Below are 16029 nucleotides of genomic sequence, written 5' to 3'. Positions count from 1 at the left end.
GAACCGGAGCCGTTGGCTGCAAGCCCGGGATATTTCAGTCCGGAGTCGAACTGGCTCGCATGGCAGACGAACACGGCGGGTTCGAGGGGGTCCGGGAGAACCTCGACGGCAACCCGATGTGGCGGCTGTTCGGCTACGCGACGCCGTACTGGCTCCGCCTGACCGTGGGGGTGTTCGCCTCGTTTCTGACCCGGTTCGCCCGGCTGGTCCCGCCGATCATCGTCGCCGCGGCCATCGACCGCGTCGTCCTCAACAACGGCGAGCCCGGTCTGCTGACCCAGGCGGGCGTCCTCCCGCCGGGGGACATCACGACAGAGGCCGCGAAGGTCGCCTTCCTCCAGCGGCTGGTCGCCATCGCCGCAGTAGCCTATCTCGTCCGGTCGGTCTCCCGCTTCGCCTCCCGCTATCTCCTGCAGTCCACCGCACAGAAAGTACAGCGCGACCTGCGAAACGACACGTACGACCACCTGCAGCACCTCTCGATGGACTTCTTCGCCGACCACCAGACCGGTGGGATGATGTCCATCCTCAACAGCGACATCAACCGGCTTGAGTCGTTCCTCAACACCGAGTTCCGCCAGTTCATCCGCGTCGTCGCCACCGTCGGCGGCATCGCGATCATCCTCTCGACGTACTCGGTGAAACTCGCGCTCATCGCGCTCGCGCCCGTCCCGATCATCGGCCTCGCGAGCGGCCTCTTCCTCAGCTGGATCGAGCCGCGCTACCGGTCGATCCGCCAGACCGTCGCACGGCTCAACACCCGTCTGGAGAACAATCTCAGCGGCGCGGCGGTGATCAAGGCCTTCGACCGCTACGACTTCGAGCGCGAGCGCGTCGAGGCCCAGAGCCAGACGTACCACGACGAGAAGGTCGCCGCGTTACGGATCCGCCGGGGCTTTTTCGCCGGCCTGCGGCTGCTGACCGGCGTCGTCTTCGTCGCCATCCTCTACGTCGCCGGGATGGACCTGATCAACAACCCCGAGAGCGAGGCGGCGCTGAGCGCCGGGACGTTCGCCGTCTTCTTCCTCTACCTGCGGCGGCTGTACTCCCCGATGCGCCGCGTCGGCAAGTCAGCGAACAAGTACCAGCTGGCAAAATCCAGCGCCGAGCGCGTCTTCGGCCTGCTCGGGCAGGCCCCCGACGTGACCGAACCCGACGACCCCTACGAGCCCGACCGGATCGACGGATCCGTCGCGTTCGAGGACGTGGCGTTCGCATACGATGAGGAACCAGTGGTGCGGGACGTGACGCTGGACGTGTCGGCGCGGGCGACACCGTCGGGCTCGCGGGCCCGACCGGTGCGGGGAAGTCGACGCTGTTGAAACTCGTCCCGCGGTTCCACGACCCCGACGAGGGAGTCGTCAGCGTCGACGGCCGCGACGTGCGCGAATACGGTCTCCAGAGCCTCCGCGACCACGTCGCCGTCGTCGAGCAACAGCCGTACCTCTTCTCGGGGACCGTCGCGGAGAACGTCGCCTACGGCGACCGCGAGGTGCTCGACGGCGAGGAAGCCGGCGACGACGCGGCCCGCGAGCGCGTCCGCGAAGCCGCTCGCGCCGCCGAGGCCGACGCGTTCATCGAGGATCTCCCCGAGGGCTACGACACGCAGATCGGCGAACGGGGAATCAAGCTCTCGGGAGGCCAGCGCCAGCGCGTCGCCATCGCCCGCGCACTGTTGAACGACCCCGAGATCATCATCTTCGACGAGGCGACCAGCGACGTGGACACCGAGACCGAGGAGCGCATCCAGGAGAGCCTCGACCGGCTGGTCGAGGACCGCACCGCGTTCGTCATCGCCCACCGGCTCTCGACTATCCGCGACGCCGACCGCATCGTCGTGATGGACGACGGCGCGGTCGTCGAACGCGGGACCCACGACGAGTTGCTCCGCGAACGGGGCGACTACGCCGACCTGTGGTACGCACAGGCCGGCGAGCAACCCGCGCGTGCCGACGACTAACCCGGGCGCCGGTCTCTGGGGGTGGTCCCCGTTCGAGACGGACCTCGGTAGTCCCCGCGCGGAGCACTCGCTTCCCGCGCCTCTCGCGAGAACGCACAGTCAGCGACGATTTCGACACGACCCGAACGGTTTTACGACGGATTCAGAACCGACTCGACAGTCTCGCGACGGATTCTCGGTAGCGGCGGTGGGGGCACTCTGGACTCAGCCGCTCGTGACGGTCACCCGCTGTCCGCAGTAGTCGAACGTGACCGACACGGACGAGAGCTGGTCGCGCTCGCCGTCGAACAGCGAATTCAGCGCGTCGGGGTCGATCACCTCCGGAAGCGGTTCCATCTCCAGCGGGGACTGCCCGGTCACCTCCGCCACCGCGATGACCACGGCTTCGGCCGGTTCCTCGCCGATCTCGTCTCCGGACAGCGAGATCGATCCGTCGTGATCGCCGTCGTCTGGCCCAGACATGGTCGAACTACAGCGGGAGCCGGGCCTCGACGTCTTCGGCGCCCTCCTCGATCGCTTCGAGGTGGGGGCCGAGCAGCTGACAGATCATCGTGACCAGGGTGTTGTGTTCGCCCTCGCCGACGATGGCCTGTTCCTCGTGGACGCCGTCGGTCCGTTCCTCCAGGAGGGTCCCCAGCATGACGGCTTCGCGGTCGGCCACGAGCAGACGTCCCACTCTATCGCCGGCGACGGGCAGGTTCAGCCAGTCGGTGTTGGGTTCCCACAGAACTACCTCTGGGGCGTTCTCCCGGACGTATTCCCGGATGACCGGGTCTCGCGTCCCGAGGTACACGTCCACGCCGCGTCGGGAAGCGTCCCTGATACGGGTGAGACAGCCCGCTTCGAGCAGTTGCGTGTCCGTGAACATACAGAACAGCTCTTCGTCGGCCCGGTCGCACAGCGACTGGCCGAACGAGACGACGTTTTCGCGGCCCTCCATGTCCCCGATCCCACTGGGATCCGCTTCGCCAGTGAGGCTCTGGCGGAATTCGGGCTGGAGCACCGAATGCATCCACGGCACGCGCAACTGCGGATGGCCGTCGTACGCGACAGTCTGCTCGTCGGCGTCGTACGTGACCACCCCGGCGTCCGAGAGGCGCGGCAGATCGACGTGGTGGAGGCGGCCCAGCACCCGCTCGACGTCCTCCGTGGCGACGTCGGATTCGTTCACGTCTCGGCCGTAGGCCCCGATCTCACGTGCGAGCGTCTCCAGGCGGATTGGACCGAACTGGTGACTGAGCACGTCGAGGACGGCGCGACGCCGACCGTCGGTGATCGCGCGGAAGAGCGCGTCGAGCGATTCGGGATCGGCGGTGGTCTCGCCCTGGAGGACTTCGAGGAGACCCGGATCCCGAAACGCGGGGTGGTCTGTGAGCGCGACCGTCTCGTCGTCGCGCTCGACGAGATTCGCGGCCGCCAGTTTCGGTAGATGGGCGTGACGGAGAGTAACCAGAGCCTGCCGGCGTTGCTCGCCCGTCACTTCCTCGGGCGATCTCCCGTCCGACGGGGCGGCGAGCGCCGTCGCCAGTTCTTCGCAGGTGACTGGTTCGGGGGCCCGTTCGGACAGCAGGCCCAGGATTCGGCGGCGGTCCTCGGATGCCACGCAGGCAAAGACGTCGTCGATCGGAGCACGGTCCGCTCCGCCGTCCTCGCTCGTAGGGTCGACCATACACGCTCAAGATAGCTGATAATAAAAGGGGTCGCGCCTAATTGTTTTATGCAACTCGAAACCCGCACATAACTGATCGTAACGGTACGCTATTCCGGAATAGTCGGGTTCCTGCTGGGGAGTATCGGGGCGTTCCGGCCCGGTAACGAACCGCTAGGGTGCTCCGTGGTCCGGTTTCCCGCTCCGAGGGTGCGGCACCGAGTCCACCGTTTCTGGCCGGTAGCCGCCGGCCGGGCGACCCGTCGGCGACCGCCCTCGTGCAGACACGTCGTCCTTTTATCCGTCGAGACGGTATCCGAGCCCATGACTACGGACCCCGCGACGCTCGACGTGACTATCGTCGACGGGTACGTCGACGAGCCGGCGCACTTCGGCGTGCCGCCCTACATCTCGACGTACCCGCGGTACACCGCGGGGGCGCTCGTCGATGCCGGCGTTCCCGCGGCGCAGATCACCTACCACACCATCGACGCGCTCCGCGAGGACCGCCAGCGCTGGTCGGACGTGGCCGCGGCTGATCTGATGATCTACGTCGGTGGGATGACCGTCCCCGGGAAGTACGTCGGCGGCACCCCCGCCGAACCGGACGAGGTGCGCCGGCTCACCTGGGAGGCCGACGGGACGACCCTGCTGGGGGGGCCGATCCGCTTCGGCGTCGGCGAGGAGAACAAGGGCGCCGAGGAGACCGAGCGCGACGACCTGGACTACGACTTCGTGGCGAAAGGCGACGTGGAGGCCGCCGCGTACGACCTCGCGGCGAACGGGCTGGAGGGCTTCGGCGACCGGATGCGCGACAACGAGGAGATCGCCCGCTGGGCCGAGCAGGGCGCGTTCGTCGTCGAGCAGCACCCGAACCACCCCGACTACCTCATCGCCGAGATGGAGACCTCGCGGGGGTGTGCCTACCGCTGCTCGTTCTGCACGGAACCGCTCTACGGCCACCCCGCGTTCCGCTCGGCGCAGTCCGTCGTCGACGAAGTGGACGCCCTGTCGGACCACGGCGTCCGCGACTTCCGACTCGGGCGACAGGCCGACATCCTCGCCTTCGGCGGCGACGGCGAGGCGCCCAACCCCGAGGCGCTGCGGGACCTCTACGGCGGGATCCGCGAGGTGGCGCCAGACCTGCGAACGCTGCACCTCGACAACATGAACCCGGTGACGATCACGGACTACCCCGAGAAGTCCCGCGAGGGGATCCGGATCATCGCCGAGCACAACACGCCCGGCGACACCGCCGCGTTCGGCCTCGAATCGGCCGACCCGCTCGTCCAGGAGGAGAACAACCTGCTCGTGAGCGCCGAGGAGTGTCTCGAAGCGGTCCGCGTCGTCAACGAGGAGGGCGGCTGGCGCCCGGGCGAGGACCCGGACGACGCCCCGCAGTTCGGCGACGGCGCCGCGCGGCGCCTCCCGAAACTCCTGCCGGGGATCAACCTCGTCCACGGGCTGAAGGGCGAGCGTTCGGAGACGTTCGAACACAACAAGGCGTTCCTGCAGAGCATCCTCGACGAGGGGCTGATGGTCCGCCGGATCAACATCCGGCAGGTGATGGCCTTCGAGGGGACCGAGATGAGCGAGACGGGCGCGGAGATCGCCCGCGACCACAAACAGCAGTTCAAACAGTACAAGCGAGAAGTGCGGGAGGAGATCGACAACGCGATGCTCCAGCGGGTGGCGCCTCCGGGGACCGTCCTGCCGGACGTCCACCTGGAGTACCACCAGGACGGCAAGACCTTCGGCCGACAGCTGGGGACCTACGCGCTGCTCGTGGCGGTGCCGGGCGAGCGCGAACTCGGACAGATCGTCGACGTGGCGGTCACCGACCACGGCTATCGCTCGGTGACGGGCGTGCCCTATCCGCTGGACCTCAATTCGGCGTCGATGGACGAACTCCGGGCGATCCCCGGCGTCGGTCGGTCGACCGCCGGCGACATCGTCGTCGACCGACCGTACGAGGACGTCGACGCAGTGGGGACGGACGCGGACCTGGCGACGTTCGCGACGGTCGACGGCGCGACACCGATCGAGATCCCGGGACTCGCGGACCGGGCGGACCGAGACGACTACGCGGACGTGCGCGACGCCCCCGGTCAGTTCGAAGTCGGCGACTGAGTCGGCCACAGTCGCCGACCGGACACGTCCAGGGCTCGCGATCGAAACCCCCAGATCGGGCGACGGCCACCCGTCGACGGGCCGACCTTGCGCAGGCGAACAGAAGGTTCTTGGCCGTCCCTGCCGCTACCTGGACCAATGAGTGACGTCGAGGTGAGCGTCGTCCTCCCGGCCTACAACGAGGAGGCCACCATCGAGGCGACCGTCGAGGTCGCGCTGGAGACGCTCGCCTCGTTTCTGCCCGCCGGCGCGTTCGAGGTGATCGTCGCCGAGGACGGCTGCGACGACCGCACGCCCGAGATAGCGTCGCGGATGGCGAGCGAGGACGACCGCGTGCGCCACATCCACAGCGACGAGCGCCTGGGCCGCGGCGGCGCGCTGGAGTACGCCTTCGAGCGCGCGGCCGGCGACACGCTCGTCTACTTCGACACGGATCTGGCGACGGACATGAAACACCTCGAAGAGCTGGTCGAGAGCGTCCGGTCGGGCGAGTACGACGTGGCGACGGGCTCGCGCTGGATGCCCGAGAACAAGGCCGACCGCCCGCGCAAACGCGCCGTCTCGAGCCTCGGGTACAACACGCTGGTGCGCCTGTTCCTCCGCTCGGACATGCAGGACCACCAGTGTGGCTTCAAGGCCATCTCCCGGGAGACGTTCGACGCGCTCCGCGGCGAGGTCGAGGACGAACACTGGTTCTGGGACACCGAGGTGCTCGTGCTCTCCCAGCGCCGGGGCTACCGGGTCAAGGAGTTCCCCGTCGACTGGGAGCCCAAGGGCGACACGAAAGTCGACCTCGTGCGGGACGTGTTCGGCATGGGGAGCCAGATCCTCCGGACGTGGTGGCAACTCTCCGTGAGTCCGCGGCTCTCCCAGCGTGTGAGCATGGCGGCGGGCTCTGTGCTCGTGATGCTCGCGCTCGCGGTCGCGGTCAGCGTCGTGTTCGACCTGGACGCGGTCTTCGACGCGATGAGCGGCGCGGACCTCGGACTGGTCGCGCTCTCCGGCGTGGTCTACCTGTTCTCGTGGCCCCTGCGAGGGCTGCGATACCGCGACATCCTCGACCGACTCGGCTACTCGGGCGAGACGTGGTTCATGACGGGCGCCATCTTCATCAGTCAGACCGGGAACCTCGTCTTCCCGGCGCGACTCGGCGACGGCGTCCGCGCCTACATCGTCAAGGCGCGCCGCGACGTGCCCTACCCCAGCGGGTTCGCGTCGCTGGCTATCGAGCGCGTGTTCGACCTGCTGGCGATCACGGTGCTCGCGGGCACGGTGCTGGTCGGCCTCGTCCTGACCGGTGGCACCGACCAGATCGCAGAGGCCATCGCCGCCGAGGTGCCGCCGGTCTCCATCGGCGGCGAGACGATCGATCCGGGGGCGGCTGCGCGGACGGCGCTGCAGGTCGCGGCGTTCGTGGGCGGGGCCGCGGTCCTCGCGGTCACCGGGGTCCTCCTCAGCGCTCGCCGGGACACCGACTACGTCCACCGCGTCGTGACGGCGGTCAGCAACGACTCCTACGCCGACTACGTCGCCGGCGTCATCGAGCAGTTCGTCGGTGACGTCCAGACGGTCATCAGCGACCGGGGCGCGTTCGCCCGGGTCGGCGTCGGCAGTCTCGTCATCTGGGTCGTCGACGTGCTGACCGCGCTGGTCGTGTTCTACGCGTTCGGCGAGGAGATCACGGTCGCGCTCGTCGGGACGGCCTTCTTCGCTGTCAGCGTCGGCAACCTCGCGAAGGTCCTCCCGCTCTCGCCCGGCGGGATCGGCCTCTACGAGGGCGCGTTCACGCTCATCGTCTTCGGGCTCACGTCGGTCACCGCGCCGGTCGCGTTCGCCATCTCCATCGTCGACCACGTCGTCAAGAACGTCGTCACCATCCTCGGCGGCCTCGTCTCGATGGCGTGGCTCAACGTCTCGCTGACCACCGCCGTCGAGGAGAGCCGCGAGGCCGGCGAGGTCGAGGCCGCCGCGGCGACCGAGGACTGACCGGGCGGGTTCTGCGACAGGGTCAGCCGCTCGTGTCGACCTCGACGGATTCGGCGGCCGTCTCGCGGGAGCGTGCCCAGCTGAGCCACACGAACGCGACGGAGAGCAGGACGAACCCGAGTGCGGACGTGAACGGCTCCGGGAACAGGAAGAGGACGGCCCCGATCAGCACGAGCACGAGGATCGACACGTACCGGAACGCGACTCTGAGCGGATGGTCGACGTCCATAGGAGACGTATCGATCCGCGCGCCGAAGGACCTTGGGGGGAGCGACCGCCAGACCGAGCGGAGCGCGAAACTCAGTACAGATCCGTTGCGAACGGGCCGAACGCACAGGCCACCGCGTGAACCAGCGCCGACTCCCGATCGATAGCGCCGTCTGTGAGCACGCCCGCCGCGCCCGCTCGCTCTTTGAGCCCCTCGGTGTCGAGCAGGTCGTCCAGTACCGGCCCGAGTTCCTCCCCCGACCGAATTCGCGCGGCGACGTCGTCCGGGAGCCGGAGCGACGCGCCGCCGCCCCGCTCCAGTCGTTCGCCGTCGGACACTGCGGCCCACATGATCAGGTACAGTCCCGGCCGGTCGTCGAGGTCGGCGACGCCGCCCTCGATACCGACGCCGTAGGCCGCCTCGGGGGCTGCTTCGAGCGCGCGGGCCGCGCGGTTCTCCGCGCCCGTCACCGTCTCCGCGCGCCCGGTCGGCTGTTCCGACACGCCCGAGTCGACGGCGACGCCCGTCACGTCCGCTTCGAACAGTTCGTCCGCGACTCGCTCGGTCGCCCGGACCTTCACCGGATTCGTGCTCCCGACTGCGACGCGTTCCATACCCTCGGCTCCCGCCACCGAGCGCTTGGTCGTTTCGCTCCCGGCTCGGTCGCCGTCCGTATATAAACCCGCAATTAAACGGCGTGAAACACGTTCACACACCGTCCGAAACCGGTTCGTTCCGCCGTTTCGAGCGAAGTGCGAATCCGATACCAACAGATTTATAAAGGTATCTCCGAATGGTTGTCTCACCATCGGACGCGTCCGGGATTTTTGCGGCGCTACCCACCCCGGATGAGTACGCCCCAGAGCTATGAGCGACTCTCGACTCAGAACCCAGCCGACGGACGAACGAGAAGACGAACAGACCGACGAACGAGCCCACCAGTCGTGTCCCGAGTGCAGCGGCCACCTCGTCGTCGACGACGAGCGCGGCGAGACCGTCTGCGAGGACTGCGGCCTCGTGGTCGAGACCGACGAGATCGACCGCGGCCCCGAGTGGCGCGCCTTCGACGCGGGCGAGAAGGACGAGAAATCGCGCGTCGGCGCGCCGACGACGAACATGATGCACGACAAGGGCCTCTCGACCAACATCGACTGGCGCGACCAGGACGCCTACGGCAACTCGCTGAACTCGAACCAGCGCCAGAAGATGCAGCGCCTGCGCAAGTGGAACGAGCGCTTCCGCACCCGAGACTCCAAAGAGCGCAACCTCAAGCAAGCGCTCGGCGAGATCGACCGCATGGCCTCGGCGCTCGGCCTGCCCGAGAACGTCCGCGAGACCGCCTCGGTCATCTACCGCCGCGCGCTCGACGAGAACCTGCTGCCGGGCCGCTCCATCGAGGGCGTCTCGACGGCCTCCGTCTACGCCGCCGCCCGACAGGCAGGCGTCCCCCGTAGCCTCGACGAGATCAACGAGGTCTCCCGCGTCGAGAAGTCGGAGATCGCGCGCACCTACCGCTACGTCATCCGGGAACTCGGCCTGGAGGTCGCGCCCGCCGACCCCGAGAGCTACGTCCCGCGATTCGCCTCCTCGCTGGAGATGTCCGACGAGGCCGAACACCGCGCTCGCACGCTCCTCCAGAACGCCAAAGAGCAGGGCGTCCACTCCGGCAAGTCGCCCGTCGGCCTCGCCGCTGCTGCGGTCTACGCGGCCGCCCTGCTCACGAACGAGAAGACGACCCAGGCCGCCGTCTCCGAAGTGGCCGACATCTCCGAGGTCACCATCCGCAATCGCTACCACGAACTACTGGAGGCCGAGCAGGGCCTCCCGATGGCCTGACCCGGCCGACGTTCGCACCCCGCCACGACGAACCTGTGCGCCGGCCGACTGCGACTCCGTTCGCACCGCTCCCGCCGGAGGGTATCGCCGAGCGGCAGCGCTCGAACGGACGGTATTCCCTCGAAAATCAGGCCTGATAACCGCGGAGGTACGCTTAATTCGCTCGCTTCCGCGGGTACGCACATGGCTTCTGAATCCGGCGATCTCGCCTCCGACACACGCGACGTCTCTGACGAGGCGGGGGACATGACGGTAGACAAACTCGGCACGGCGATCGACGAGCTGTTGCGCGCCTCCGAGAGCGTCTCGGGTAGTACCCAGCAGATCAGCGACCTCGCGAACGAGCAGTCCGAGACGATGCGAGAGGTCGCGGGCGAGATCTCGAATCTCAGCGCGACCGTCGAGGAGGTCGCCTCCAGCGCGAACCAGGTGCGGCAGGTCAGCACGGAAGCGCGCGACCTCGCCGACGACGGTCGCGAGATGGCCGACGACGCCATCGACGCGATGGAGGCGGTCGACGAGGCGAACACCGACGTCTCCGACGACGTCGAGCAGTTGCGCGACCGGATCGACGAGATCGACGACATCGTCGAGGTGATCAACGACATCGCGGACCAGACGAACATGCTGGCGCTCAACGCGTCGATCGAGGCGGCGCGGGCCGGTGAGGCGGGCGAGGGTTTCGCCGTCGTCGCCAACGAGGTCAAGAGCCTCGCCGAGGAGTCCCAGCAGAACGCCACGGAGATCGAACAGCTCGTCTCGAACATCAAGAGCGACACCGAGAGCACCGTCGAGAGCATCGATCACGCCAACGAACAGGTCGATGAAGGGATCGAACAGGTCGACGACACCGTCGACGTGCTCCGGGAGATCGACGCCGCCGTCGAAGAGGCTGCCCAGGGCGCCCAGGAAGTCGCGAGCGCCACCGACGAGCAGGCAGCGTCGACCGAAGAGGTCGCCTCGATGGTGGACCAGACCGCCGACAGCGCCGAGGAGGTCGCCAGCGAGATCGAACGCATCGCCGCGGCCAACCAGCAACAGACCGCCCAGATCACCGAGATTCAGAACCTGATCCGCGATCTGGCCCGGTAGGCCGAGCCGCAAGCGCGCGGAGGCGGACGCGACCGGTTGGCGACCGACTGCCGCCCCGCACCGGCCGTCCGACTGCGCGCAGATCCGGACGCTTTTTTCCCGCCTCGCCGAACGATGCGACATGGACCTCGATTTCTCGTCGTTCGTCCTCGCGGCCGCGACCGCGGACCTGAGCGACGAACCGCACGCGCGCGACCACGCCGACGCCGTCGAGTTCCGCCTGGACATGGCGAGCGACCCGCTGGACGCGCTCGCGGCGTACGACGGCGACCTGCCGCTGATCGCGACGAACCGGCCGACCTGGGAGGGCGGGGAGGCGCCCGACGGCGAGGAACGCCTCGACGCGCTCCGGACGGCCGCCGCTCACGAGGCGGTCGCCGCGATCGACGTGGAACTGGCCGCGCTGGAAGACGGCGACGCCGCGGGCGTCGTCGACTACGCACGCGACCGCGGGACGGCGGTCGTCGTCTCGACGCACGACTTCGCGGAGACGCCCCATCGCGACTCGATGCGGGAGGTGCTCGCCGAGGCGAGCCGCTGGGGCGACGTGGCGAAACTCGCCGTCACCGCCGAGGGCGCCGGCGACGTGCTCGACCTGCTCGGCGCGACGTGGGACGCGACGACCGACGGCGAGACCGTCGCGACGATGGCGATGGGCGAAGCCGGTCGCCACTCCCGGGCGGTCGCACCGCTGTACGGCTCGCGAATCGGCTACGCGCCGGTCGACCCCGCGGACGCGACCGCCCCCGGGCAGTACGACCTCGCGACGCTGTCGGCACTCGTCGAGCGACTGCGGAGCGAGGGGCCGAAAGCCGGGGAGTCGGAACCTTAACAACGCGGGACGCCCGAACTCGGGCAACTAACAGTGAGTACTCGGAACAACACGCGGCCGTGGCTGGCTGTCGTCCTCGCCTTCCTCTACCCAGGGCTCGGGCACGTCTACCTGCGCGAGTGGCTCCGCGCACTCGTCTGGTTTTTCCTCAACGTGACGAGCTTCGCTCTCCTGATGCCCGAGGACGCGATGCCCGAGACGGTCAGCGTCGAGTCGCTCTTCCGCGCCGCCGAGAACGTCCCGCCCGAGGCAGCGCTCGCACTCGTCTCCATCACCGTCTTCAGCATGATCGACGCCTACTGGATGGCCAAGCGCCAGAACCGCGACGCCGCCGTCCAGGAAGGGACGACCTGTCCCAACTGCGGTCGAGACGTCGACCCCGACATCGACTTCTGTCACTGGTGCACCGAGCGCATCGCCCCCGAACCCGAGTCCGAGTCGGAGTCCGACGACTCCGGCACGGGCGTCTGATCGGCGGCCTCCGCACAGGCCGGAGAACTGTTCCGCACCGTTGCCTCACCCCGTCGGCGTCCGCTCGTTCGTCGGTCCGCTCACGACCTCGTCGTAGAGCGTGATCAGCTTCTCGCCCACGGCGTCCAGGGTGAACTGCTCGGTCGTCTCCGCGGCGTTGTCGCCGACCCGGTCGCGTTCGTCGGCGTCCTCGCAGAGCCGGGCGATCGTCTCGGCGAACGCCGCGGTCGTCTCGCACTTGCGGCAGTCCTCGCCGTCGGCCAGCCACTCGTAGGTGGGGATGTCGCGGATGACGGGTGGCTTCCCGCAGTGCATCGCCTCCAGCAGCGCCATCCCCTCGTTCTCGTTTCTCGACGGCCAGAAGAACACGTCGCCGGCCGCGGGCGCACCCCGCGGGTCTTCGATGTAGCCCGTGAAGGTGCAGTTCTCGGGGGAGTACTCGACGAGTTTGCGCGTCTCGCGGGGCTGGAGGAACCTGTCGAGTCGCCCGCCGGTCGGGTTGAGGTAGCCGAACCAGGCGAAGTCGTACTCGGGGAGTTCCTGGGCCGTCTCGACGAACGTTCGCAGACCCTTGCGCTTGATGACGTGACCGAACATGAACACGACCGGCGGTTCCAGGTCGTAGCGGTCGAGGTACTCCTCGCGGAGGTCGGGGTCGTCCCAGCCGGCGAAGCGCTCGTGGTCGAAGCCGTTGGAAATGACCGTGGAAGGCGTGTCGGTGTAGCTGGCGATCACCTCCTGGTTGTGCTCGGAGGGGCAGATCAGGTGGTCGGCCTGGTCGTAGGCGTAGGCGAGGTAGGGGCCGAGGGGGCGGGCGAGCGCGTTCGAGAAGACGAAACTGTCCCGGAAGTCAGCGGCGGTGTTGTGCGTGTGAAAGAGGACGGGGATCCCGCGCCGGCGAGCGCGCTTGGCGTAGTAGATCGAGCGCGGGCCGGCGTTGTTGAGGTGGAGGAGGTCGACGTCCAGCGACGGTTCCGTCGTGTAGTCGATCCCGTGGCGGTCGAGGATCGCGCGCTGGTTGTTGACCGACTGGGCGAACCCGCCGGTGACGACGCCTTCGCCCTCGAAGTAGTGGCTGACTCTCATAGCAGTCGCGCCACGGCCCGCCCCGCTTCGGTGAGCGCGTAGCCGTCGTCGGTCTTCGCGACGAGGTCGCCGCGGAGCCGGTCGAGGTGGTAGTTGAACTGGCCGGAGTCGGCCATGCCGACACGACCGCGCAGGTCCGAGAAGCACACCGCCTCGCGGTCGGCGTCGGCGAGCGCCGCGAGGATGCGCACCCGCGTCTCGTCGCTGAGCAGCGTGAAGGTGTCCGTCACTGCCGCGGGGTCCACTCGCTCGCCGGGACTCGCGCCGATAGGTTGGCGACCGTCGTCGCCGTCGCTGGGCGCCTCGCCCCCGTCGGCGCGCTCACTCATCATCGAACAGCACCTCCGGGATCCCGACGTCGGAGACGATCGGCGCCCCGTCGTCGTCGCGGCGCCAGGCGATTGCCGGGCCCACCTCGTAGGTCTCCTCGTCGTCGAACGACAGCGTGGCCGTCCCGCCGCGAGCGAGGTGTTCGTTGATGGACTGGCGGGTCTCGCGGTCGAAGCGGTTCATGCCGGAGACGGACTTGCCCCCGCGGACGGCGACGACCTCGAAGTCGAGACCGCCGCGGCTCGTCTCCAGACGGACGCGAAGCGGCACCCGGTAGCGCGGGTCGTCGCCCGTCACGTCGTCGAACCGGAGGACGGCGTCCTCCGCGCGTTCGAGTTCGGTCATCTCGCGTTCGAGGTCCGCGCCGGTCGCTTCGACGGACTCCATCGACGCGCGCAGCGACTCACGGACCTGGTTCTGGACCTGCCCCTTGATCTCGTCGACCATCGCGCCGATAGAGTCGCCGGGGTCGACCGATCCGGCGTCGAACTCGACGTTCACGTCGTGGCCGTGCCGACCGCGCTGTTCGTCCTCGGGACGGCGACGATCCTCCCGGCCTGGGCCCACACCCGCGCCTGCGCCGGGCGGACTCGGCTCTCCCTGGCGCTCCTCGGGCACCTCGCGTAACCCCCGGTGGAGGACCTCCTCCCACGAGAGGTCGAGGTCCCGCTTGCGGGCCTTCATCCGCTCGAAGACCTCGTCGTCGTCGATAGTGATCCGCACTTCTCTCGCCATAGTGTGAGTTCTCGGCGAGATATTATTTAAATCTTTCCTCGAAAACTCACATCGAACTCACATCGAACTCACATCGAACGCCTCGGCCCGGGTTCGAACGCGGGTCAGCGGCCCGGACCAGCGTCGATCGGTGACGAGACGTGCGGAGAAGGGTCTGTTGCCGTGAGAGCGTGAGCGAGCCACAGCGAACGGGAGAGAGGGCCGGCGAGAGAAAGAGAGGAATAGAGAGAAAGAGGGGAGCCGGGAGAGAAGGCGAGGAACTGCGAGAGAAAGAGAAGAACGGCGATGGGGAGTGCGCGCGTTACTGCTCGATGATGCTCTCTTCGATGGCTTCGCCGAAGTGGCGGGCCTTGTCGCCGTAGTAGACGAGCACGTCGTCGCCCACTTCGAGGTCGGTGACGGCCTTGCGGCCCTCGGAGGTGGCGACCTTGATCGTCTCGGCGTTCTGGAGGAGCGTCTCGATGCGGTCGACGCCGTCGTCGGTCTCGACCTCGGCGCTGACGCGGAACATCGGGCGCTTCTCGATCTTGACGCGGCCGACGATTGCCTCGCGGGTGCGACCCTCGGTGTCGACGACCTGCACCTCGTCGCCGCTGCGGAGCTCCGAGAGGTACTTCGTGCCGCCGTCGGGCGTGCGGACGTACGCGTGGACGGCCCCGGCGTTCACCCGGAACGGCCGCGAGGCGACGTAGGGCGACTCGGCGGTCTCGGCGTGGACGAAGAACAGCCCCCGAGACATCGACCCGACGAGCATCCCCTCGTCGTGTTCCATGAGGTTGCCGGTGTCGATGCAGACGCGGTCGGCGGAGCCGGTCTGTTCGATCTCCTGGATCTCGGCCTCGACGAGGTCCACCTGTTCGCGGCCCATCTCGTCGCGGACCTCGACGGTCTTGCGGATCTCGTCGAGGTCGTCGGTGTCCAGCAGGACGGAGTCGGCGCCGATCTCCAGCGTCTCGTAGGCGGTGCGGGCCTCCTCGGCGGTCGTGACGCCCGCGACCAGGTTCGTCTCGTCGCCAATGCGGGCGATGAGATTCTCCAGGGGAATGATCTGCCAGTCCTCGCCGACGACGATGGTGTAGTCGGCGGCGGTCGCCACTTCCTCGGCGAACTCCTCGTAGCGCTGGTCGAAGATGCGGACGTAGCCCGCCGTCGCCTTGCCGTCCTGGCGGAGGACGGACAGATCCGCCGACCCCGAGAGGTCGCCGGGGATGTCCATCGACCCGTCGCCCTCGCCGTCCTTGCCGACGACCGCGACGTCGGGTTCGTCTTCCTCGTCCGCTTCCGCGTCCATGACGTGGACGTCGCCGTTCGTGAACGCCGCGACGTTCACCGCGCCGAGGTCGCGGACCCGCTCGACGTCCGCGTCGTCGACGAGGACCCAGTCGACCCCCGCCTCGAGTCCGGCGGTTATCCGCCGCTTGCGCTCGTCCCAGTCGCCGACTTCGTCGTCGGCTTTCAGCCACACTTGCCGTGTCATGTATCCACGCTCGCCCCCGTCCGATTTGAACGTGGCGGAACCGGCGCTATCGGTAATTTGCGTCTGACGCTCTGTCGTTTGGCGTGTATGCCTGTTTCTTTCGGCCTGATCTCGCGAGAACCGTCTGATACGTACGAGTGCGAACTGACCACTGGCATTCGCGCGAGCGGAGCGAGCGCGATTCACTGAATCCGAGCGAAGCGAGGATTCAGCCTTTTTCACCCATGTTTTTCGAGGA

Annotated in this window: 14 protein-coding genes and 1 pseudogene; 7 read left to right on the top strand and 8 right to left on the bottom strand. The window is 68.2% G+C overall.

What is annotated here, in order from left to right:
* Positions 1 to 59 precede the first annotated feature (59 nt).
* Positions 60 to 1960: pseudogene (locus tag ACMGFE_RS24080) on the top strand (ABC transporter ATP-binding protein).
* Positions 1961 to 2164: 204 nt separating this feature from the next.
* Here the strand turns inward: ACMGFE_RS24080 and ddfA are convergent.
* Positions 2165 to 2422, bottom strand: coding sequence for a DdfA family disk-determining factor (gene ddfA, locus ACMGFE_RS24075; protein WP_436927817.1), 258 nt, complete (start codon positions 2420 to 2422; stop codon positions 2165 to 2167).
* Positions 2423 to 2429: 7 nt separating this feature from the next.
* On the bottom strand, positions 2430 to 3629 hold the full coding sequence (locus tag ACMGFE_RS24070; RefSeq protein ID WP_436927816.1) for a DUF7344 domain-containing protein: 1200 nt from the start codon (positions 3627 to 3629) through the stop codon (positions 2430 to 2432).
* 303 nt (positions 3630 to 3932) lie between these two features.
* Between ACMGFE_RS24070 and ACMGFE_RS24065 the strand changes: the two genes are divergently transcribed.
* Together ACMGFE_RS24065 and ACMGFE_RS24060 are read left to right on the top strand one after the other, a co-directional pair.
* Positions 3933 to 5738: a radical SAM protein gene (locus ACMGFE_RS24065; protein ID WP_436927815.1), complete on the top strand. Its 1806-nt coding sequence runs from the start codon at positions 3933 to 3935 to the stop codon at positions 5736 to 5738.
* Between the two features lie 138 nt (positions 5739 to 5876).
* Positions 5877 to 7724 carry a flippase-like domain-containing protein gene (locus ACMGFE_RS24060; protein ID WP_436927814.1) on the top strand — a complete coding sequence of 616 codons (1848 nt, stop codon included), beginning with the start codon at positions 5877 to 5879 and terminating at the stop codon, positions 7722 to 7724.
* Between the two features lie 22 nt (positions 7725 to 7746).
* On the opposite strand, the gene ACMGFE_RS24055 is transcribed toward ACMGFE_RS24060, so the two are convergent.
* Positions 7747 to 7953 (bottom strand): hypothetical protein, encoded by a 207-nt coding sequence (locus ACMGFE_RS24055; protein WP_436927813.1) that lies wholly within the window; start codon positions 7951 to 7953, stop codon positions 7747 to 7749.
* Positions 7954 to 8024: 71 nt separating this feature from the next.
* The gene (gene yjjX / locus ACMGFE_RS24050; RefSeq protein ID WP_436927812.1) at positions 8025 to 8546 is read right to left on the bottom strand and encodes an inosine/xanthosine triphosphatase; all 522 of its coding nucleotides are present in this window, start codon (positions 8544 to 8546) and stop codon (positions 8025 to 8027) included.
* A gap of 253 nt (positions 8547 to 8799) precedes the next feature.
* Between yjjX and ACMGFE_RS24045 the strand changes: the two genes are divergently transcribed.
* The 4 genes from ACMGFE_RS24045 to ACMGFE_RS24030 all read left to right on the top strand — a co-directional run bounded on the left by ACMGFE_RS24045 (position 8800) and on the right by ACMGFE_RS24030 (position 12163).
* Positions 8800 to 9768 carry a transcription initiation factor IIB gene (locus ACMGFE_RS24045; RefSeq protein ID WP_436927811.1) on the top strand — a complete coding sequence of 323 codons (969 nt, stop codon included), beginning with the start codon at positions 8800 to 8802 and terminating at the stop codon, positions 9766 to 9768.
* Positions 9769 to 9951: 183 nt separating this feature from the next.
* A complete protein-coding gene (locus tag ACMGFE_RS24040; RefSeq protein WP_436927810.1) occupies positions 9952 to 10860 on the top strand; it encodes a methyl-accepting chemotaxis protein in 909 nt (302 codons plus the stop codon).
* A gap of 121 nt (positions 10861 to 10981) precedes the next feature.
* Entirely contained in the window at positions 10982 to 11692 is a 711-nt protein-coding gene (locus ACMGFE_RS24035; RefSeq protein ID WP_436927809.1) for a type I 3-dehydroquinate dehydratase, read from the top strand.
* A 33-nt stretch (positions 11693 to 11725) separates the two neighbouring features.
* Entirely contained in the window at positions 11726 to 12163 is a 438-nt protein-coding gene (locus ACMGFE_RS24030) for a DUF7575 domain-containing protein (protein ID WP_436927808.1), read from the top strand.
* Positions 12164 to 12208: 45 nt separating this feature from the next.
* On the opposite strand, the gene ACMGFE_RS24025 is transcribed toward ACMGFE_RS24030, so the two are convergent.
* The 4 genes from ACMGFE_RS24025 to ACMGFE_RS24010 form a co-directional block, all read right to left on the bottom strand.
* Positions 12209 to 13249: a glycosyltransferase family 4 protein gene (locus ACMGFE_RS24025; RefSeq protein ID WP_436927807.1), complete on the bottom strand. Its 1041-nt coding sequence runs from the start codon at positions 13247 to 13249 to the stop codon at positions 12209 to 12211.
* Positions 13246 to 13578, bottom strand: a complete 333-nt coding sequence (locus ACMGFE_RS24020; protein WP_436927806.1) for a winged helix-turn-helix domain-containing protein — start codon at positions 13576 to 13578, stop codon at positions 13246 to 13248. Before ACMGFE_RS24020 ends, ACMGFE_RS24025 begins: the two co-directional genes overlap by 4 nt.
* Positions 13571 to 14314 (bottom strand): hypothetical protein, encoded by a 744-nt coding sequence (locus ACMGFE_RS24015; RefSeq protein ID WP_436927805.1) that lies wholly within the window; start codon positions 14312 to 14314, stop codon positions 13571 to 13573. The genes ACMGFE_RS24020 and ACMGFE_RS24015 overlap by 8 nt, the downstream gene beginning before the upstream one ends.
* 301 nt (positions 14315 to 14615) lie before the next feature.
* Positions 14616 to 15791 carry a 3-dehydroquinate synthase II gene (locus ACMGFE_RS24010; protein WP_436927804.1) on the bottom strand — a complete coding sequence of 392 codons (1176 nt, stop codon included), beginning with the start codon at positions 15789 to 15791 and terminating at the stop codon, positions 14616 to 14618.
* Between the last annotated feature and the right edge of the window lie 238 nt (positions 15792 to 16029).

It is taken from the genome of Halosimplex amylolyticum (assembly GCF_051414035.1).
Classification (GTDB): domain Archaea; phylum Halobacteriota; class Halobacteria; order Halobacteriales; family Haloarculaceae; genus Halosimplex; species Halosimplex amylolyticum.
The sequence above is the reverse complement of the archived record's forward strand: the minus strand, read 5'-3'. Positions and strand labels throughout refer to the sequence as shown.

Bases quoted from the DNA above. Each gene is read 5' to 3' on its own strand.
- ddfA (WP_436927817.1), bottom strand. From the start codon at position 2,422: ATGTCTGGGCCAGACGACGGCGATCACGACGGATCGATCTCGCTGTCC.
- ACMGFE_RS24070 (WP_436927816.1), bottom strand. From the start codon at position 3,629: ATGGTCGACCCTACGAGCGAGGACGGCGGAGCGGACCGTGCTCCGATC.
- ACMGFE_RS24065 (WP_436927815.1), top strand. From the start codon at position 3,933: ATGACTACGGACCCCGCGACGCTCGACGTGACTATCGTCGACGGGTAC.
- ACMGFE_RS24060 (WP_436927814.1), top strand. From the start codon at position 5,877: ATGAGTGACGTCGAGGTGAGCGTCGTCCTCCCGGCCTACAACGAGGAG.
- ACMGFE_RS24055 (WP_436927813.1), bottom strand. From the start codon at position 7,953: ATGGACGTCGACCATCCGCTCAGAGTCGCGTTCCGGTACGTGTCGATC.
- yjjX (WP_436927812.1), bottom strand. From the start codon at position 8,546: ATGGAACGCGTCGCAGTCGGGAGCACGAATCCGGTGAAGGTCCGGGCG.
- ACMGFE_RS24045 (WP_436927811.1), top strand. From the start codon at position 8,800: ATGAGCGACTCTCGACTCAGAACCCAGCCGACGGACGAACGAGAAGAC.
- ACMGFE_RS24040 (WP_436927810.1), top strand. From the start codon at position 9,952: ATGGCTTCTGAATCCGGCGATCTCGCCTCCGACACACGCGACGTCTCT.
- ACMGFE_RS24035 (WP_436927809.1), top strand. From the start codon at position 10,982: ATGGACCTCGATTTCTCGTCGTTCGTCCTCGCGGCCGCGACCGCGGAC.
- ACMGFE_RS24025 (WP_436927807.1), bottom strand. From the start codon at position 13,249: ATGAGAGTCAGCCACTACTTCGAGGGCGAAGGCGTCGTCACCGGCGGG.
- ACMGFE_RS24020 (WP_436927806.1), bottom strand. From the start codon at position 13,578: ATGAGTGAGCGCGCCGACGGGGGCGAGGCGCCCAGCGACGGCGACGAC.
- ACMGFE_RS24015 (WP_436927805.1), bottom strand. From the start codon at position 14,314: ATGGCGAGAGAAGTGCGGATCACTATCGACGACGACGAGGTCTTCGAG.
- ACMGFE_RS24010 (WP_436927804.1), bottom strand. From the start codon at position 15,791: ATGACACGGCAAGTGTGGCTGAAAGCCGACGACGAAGTCGGCGACTGG.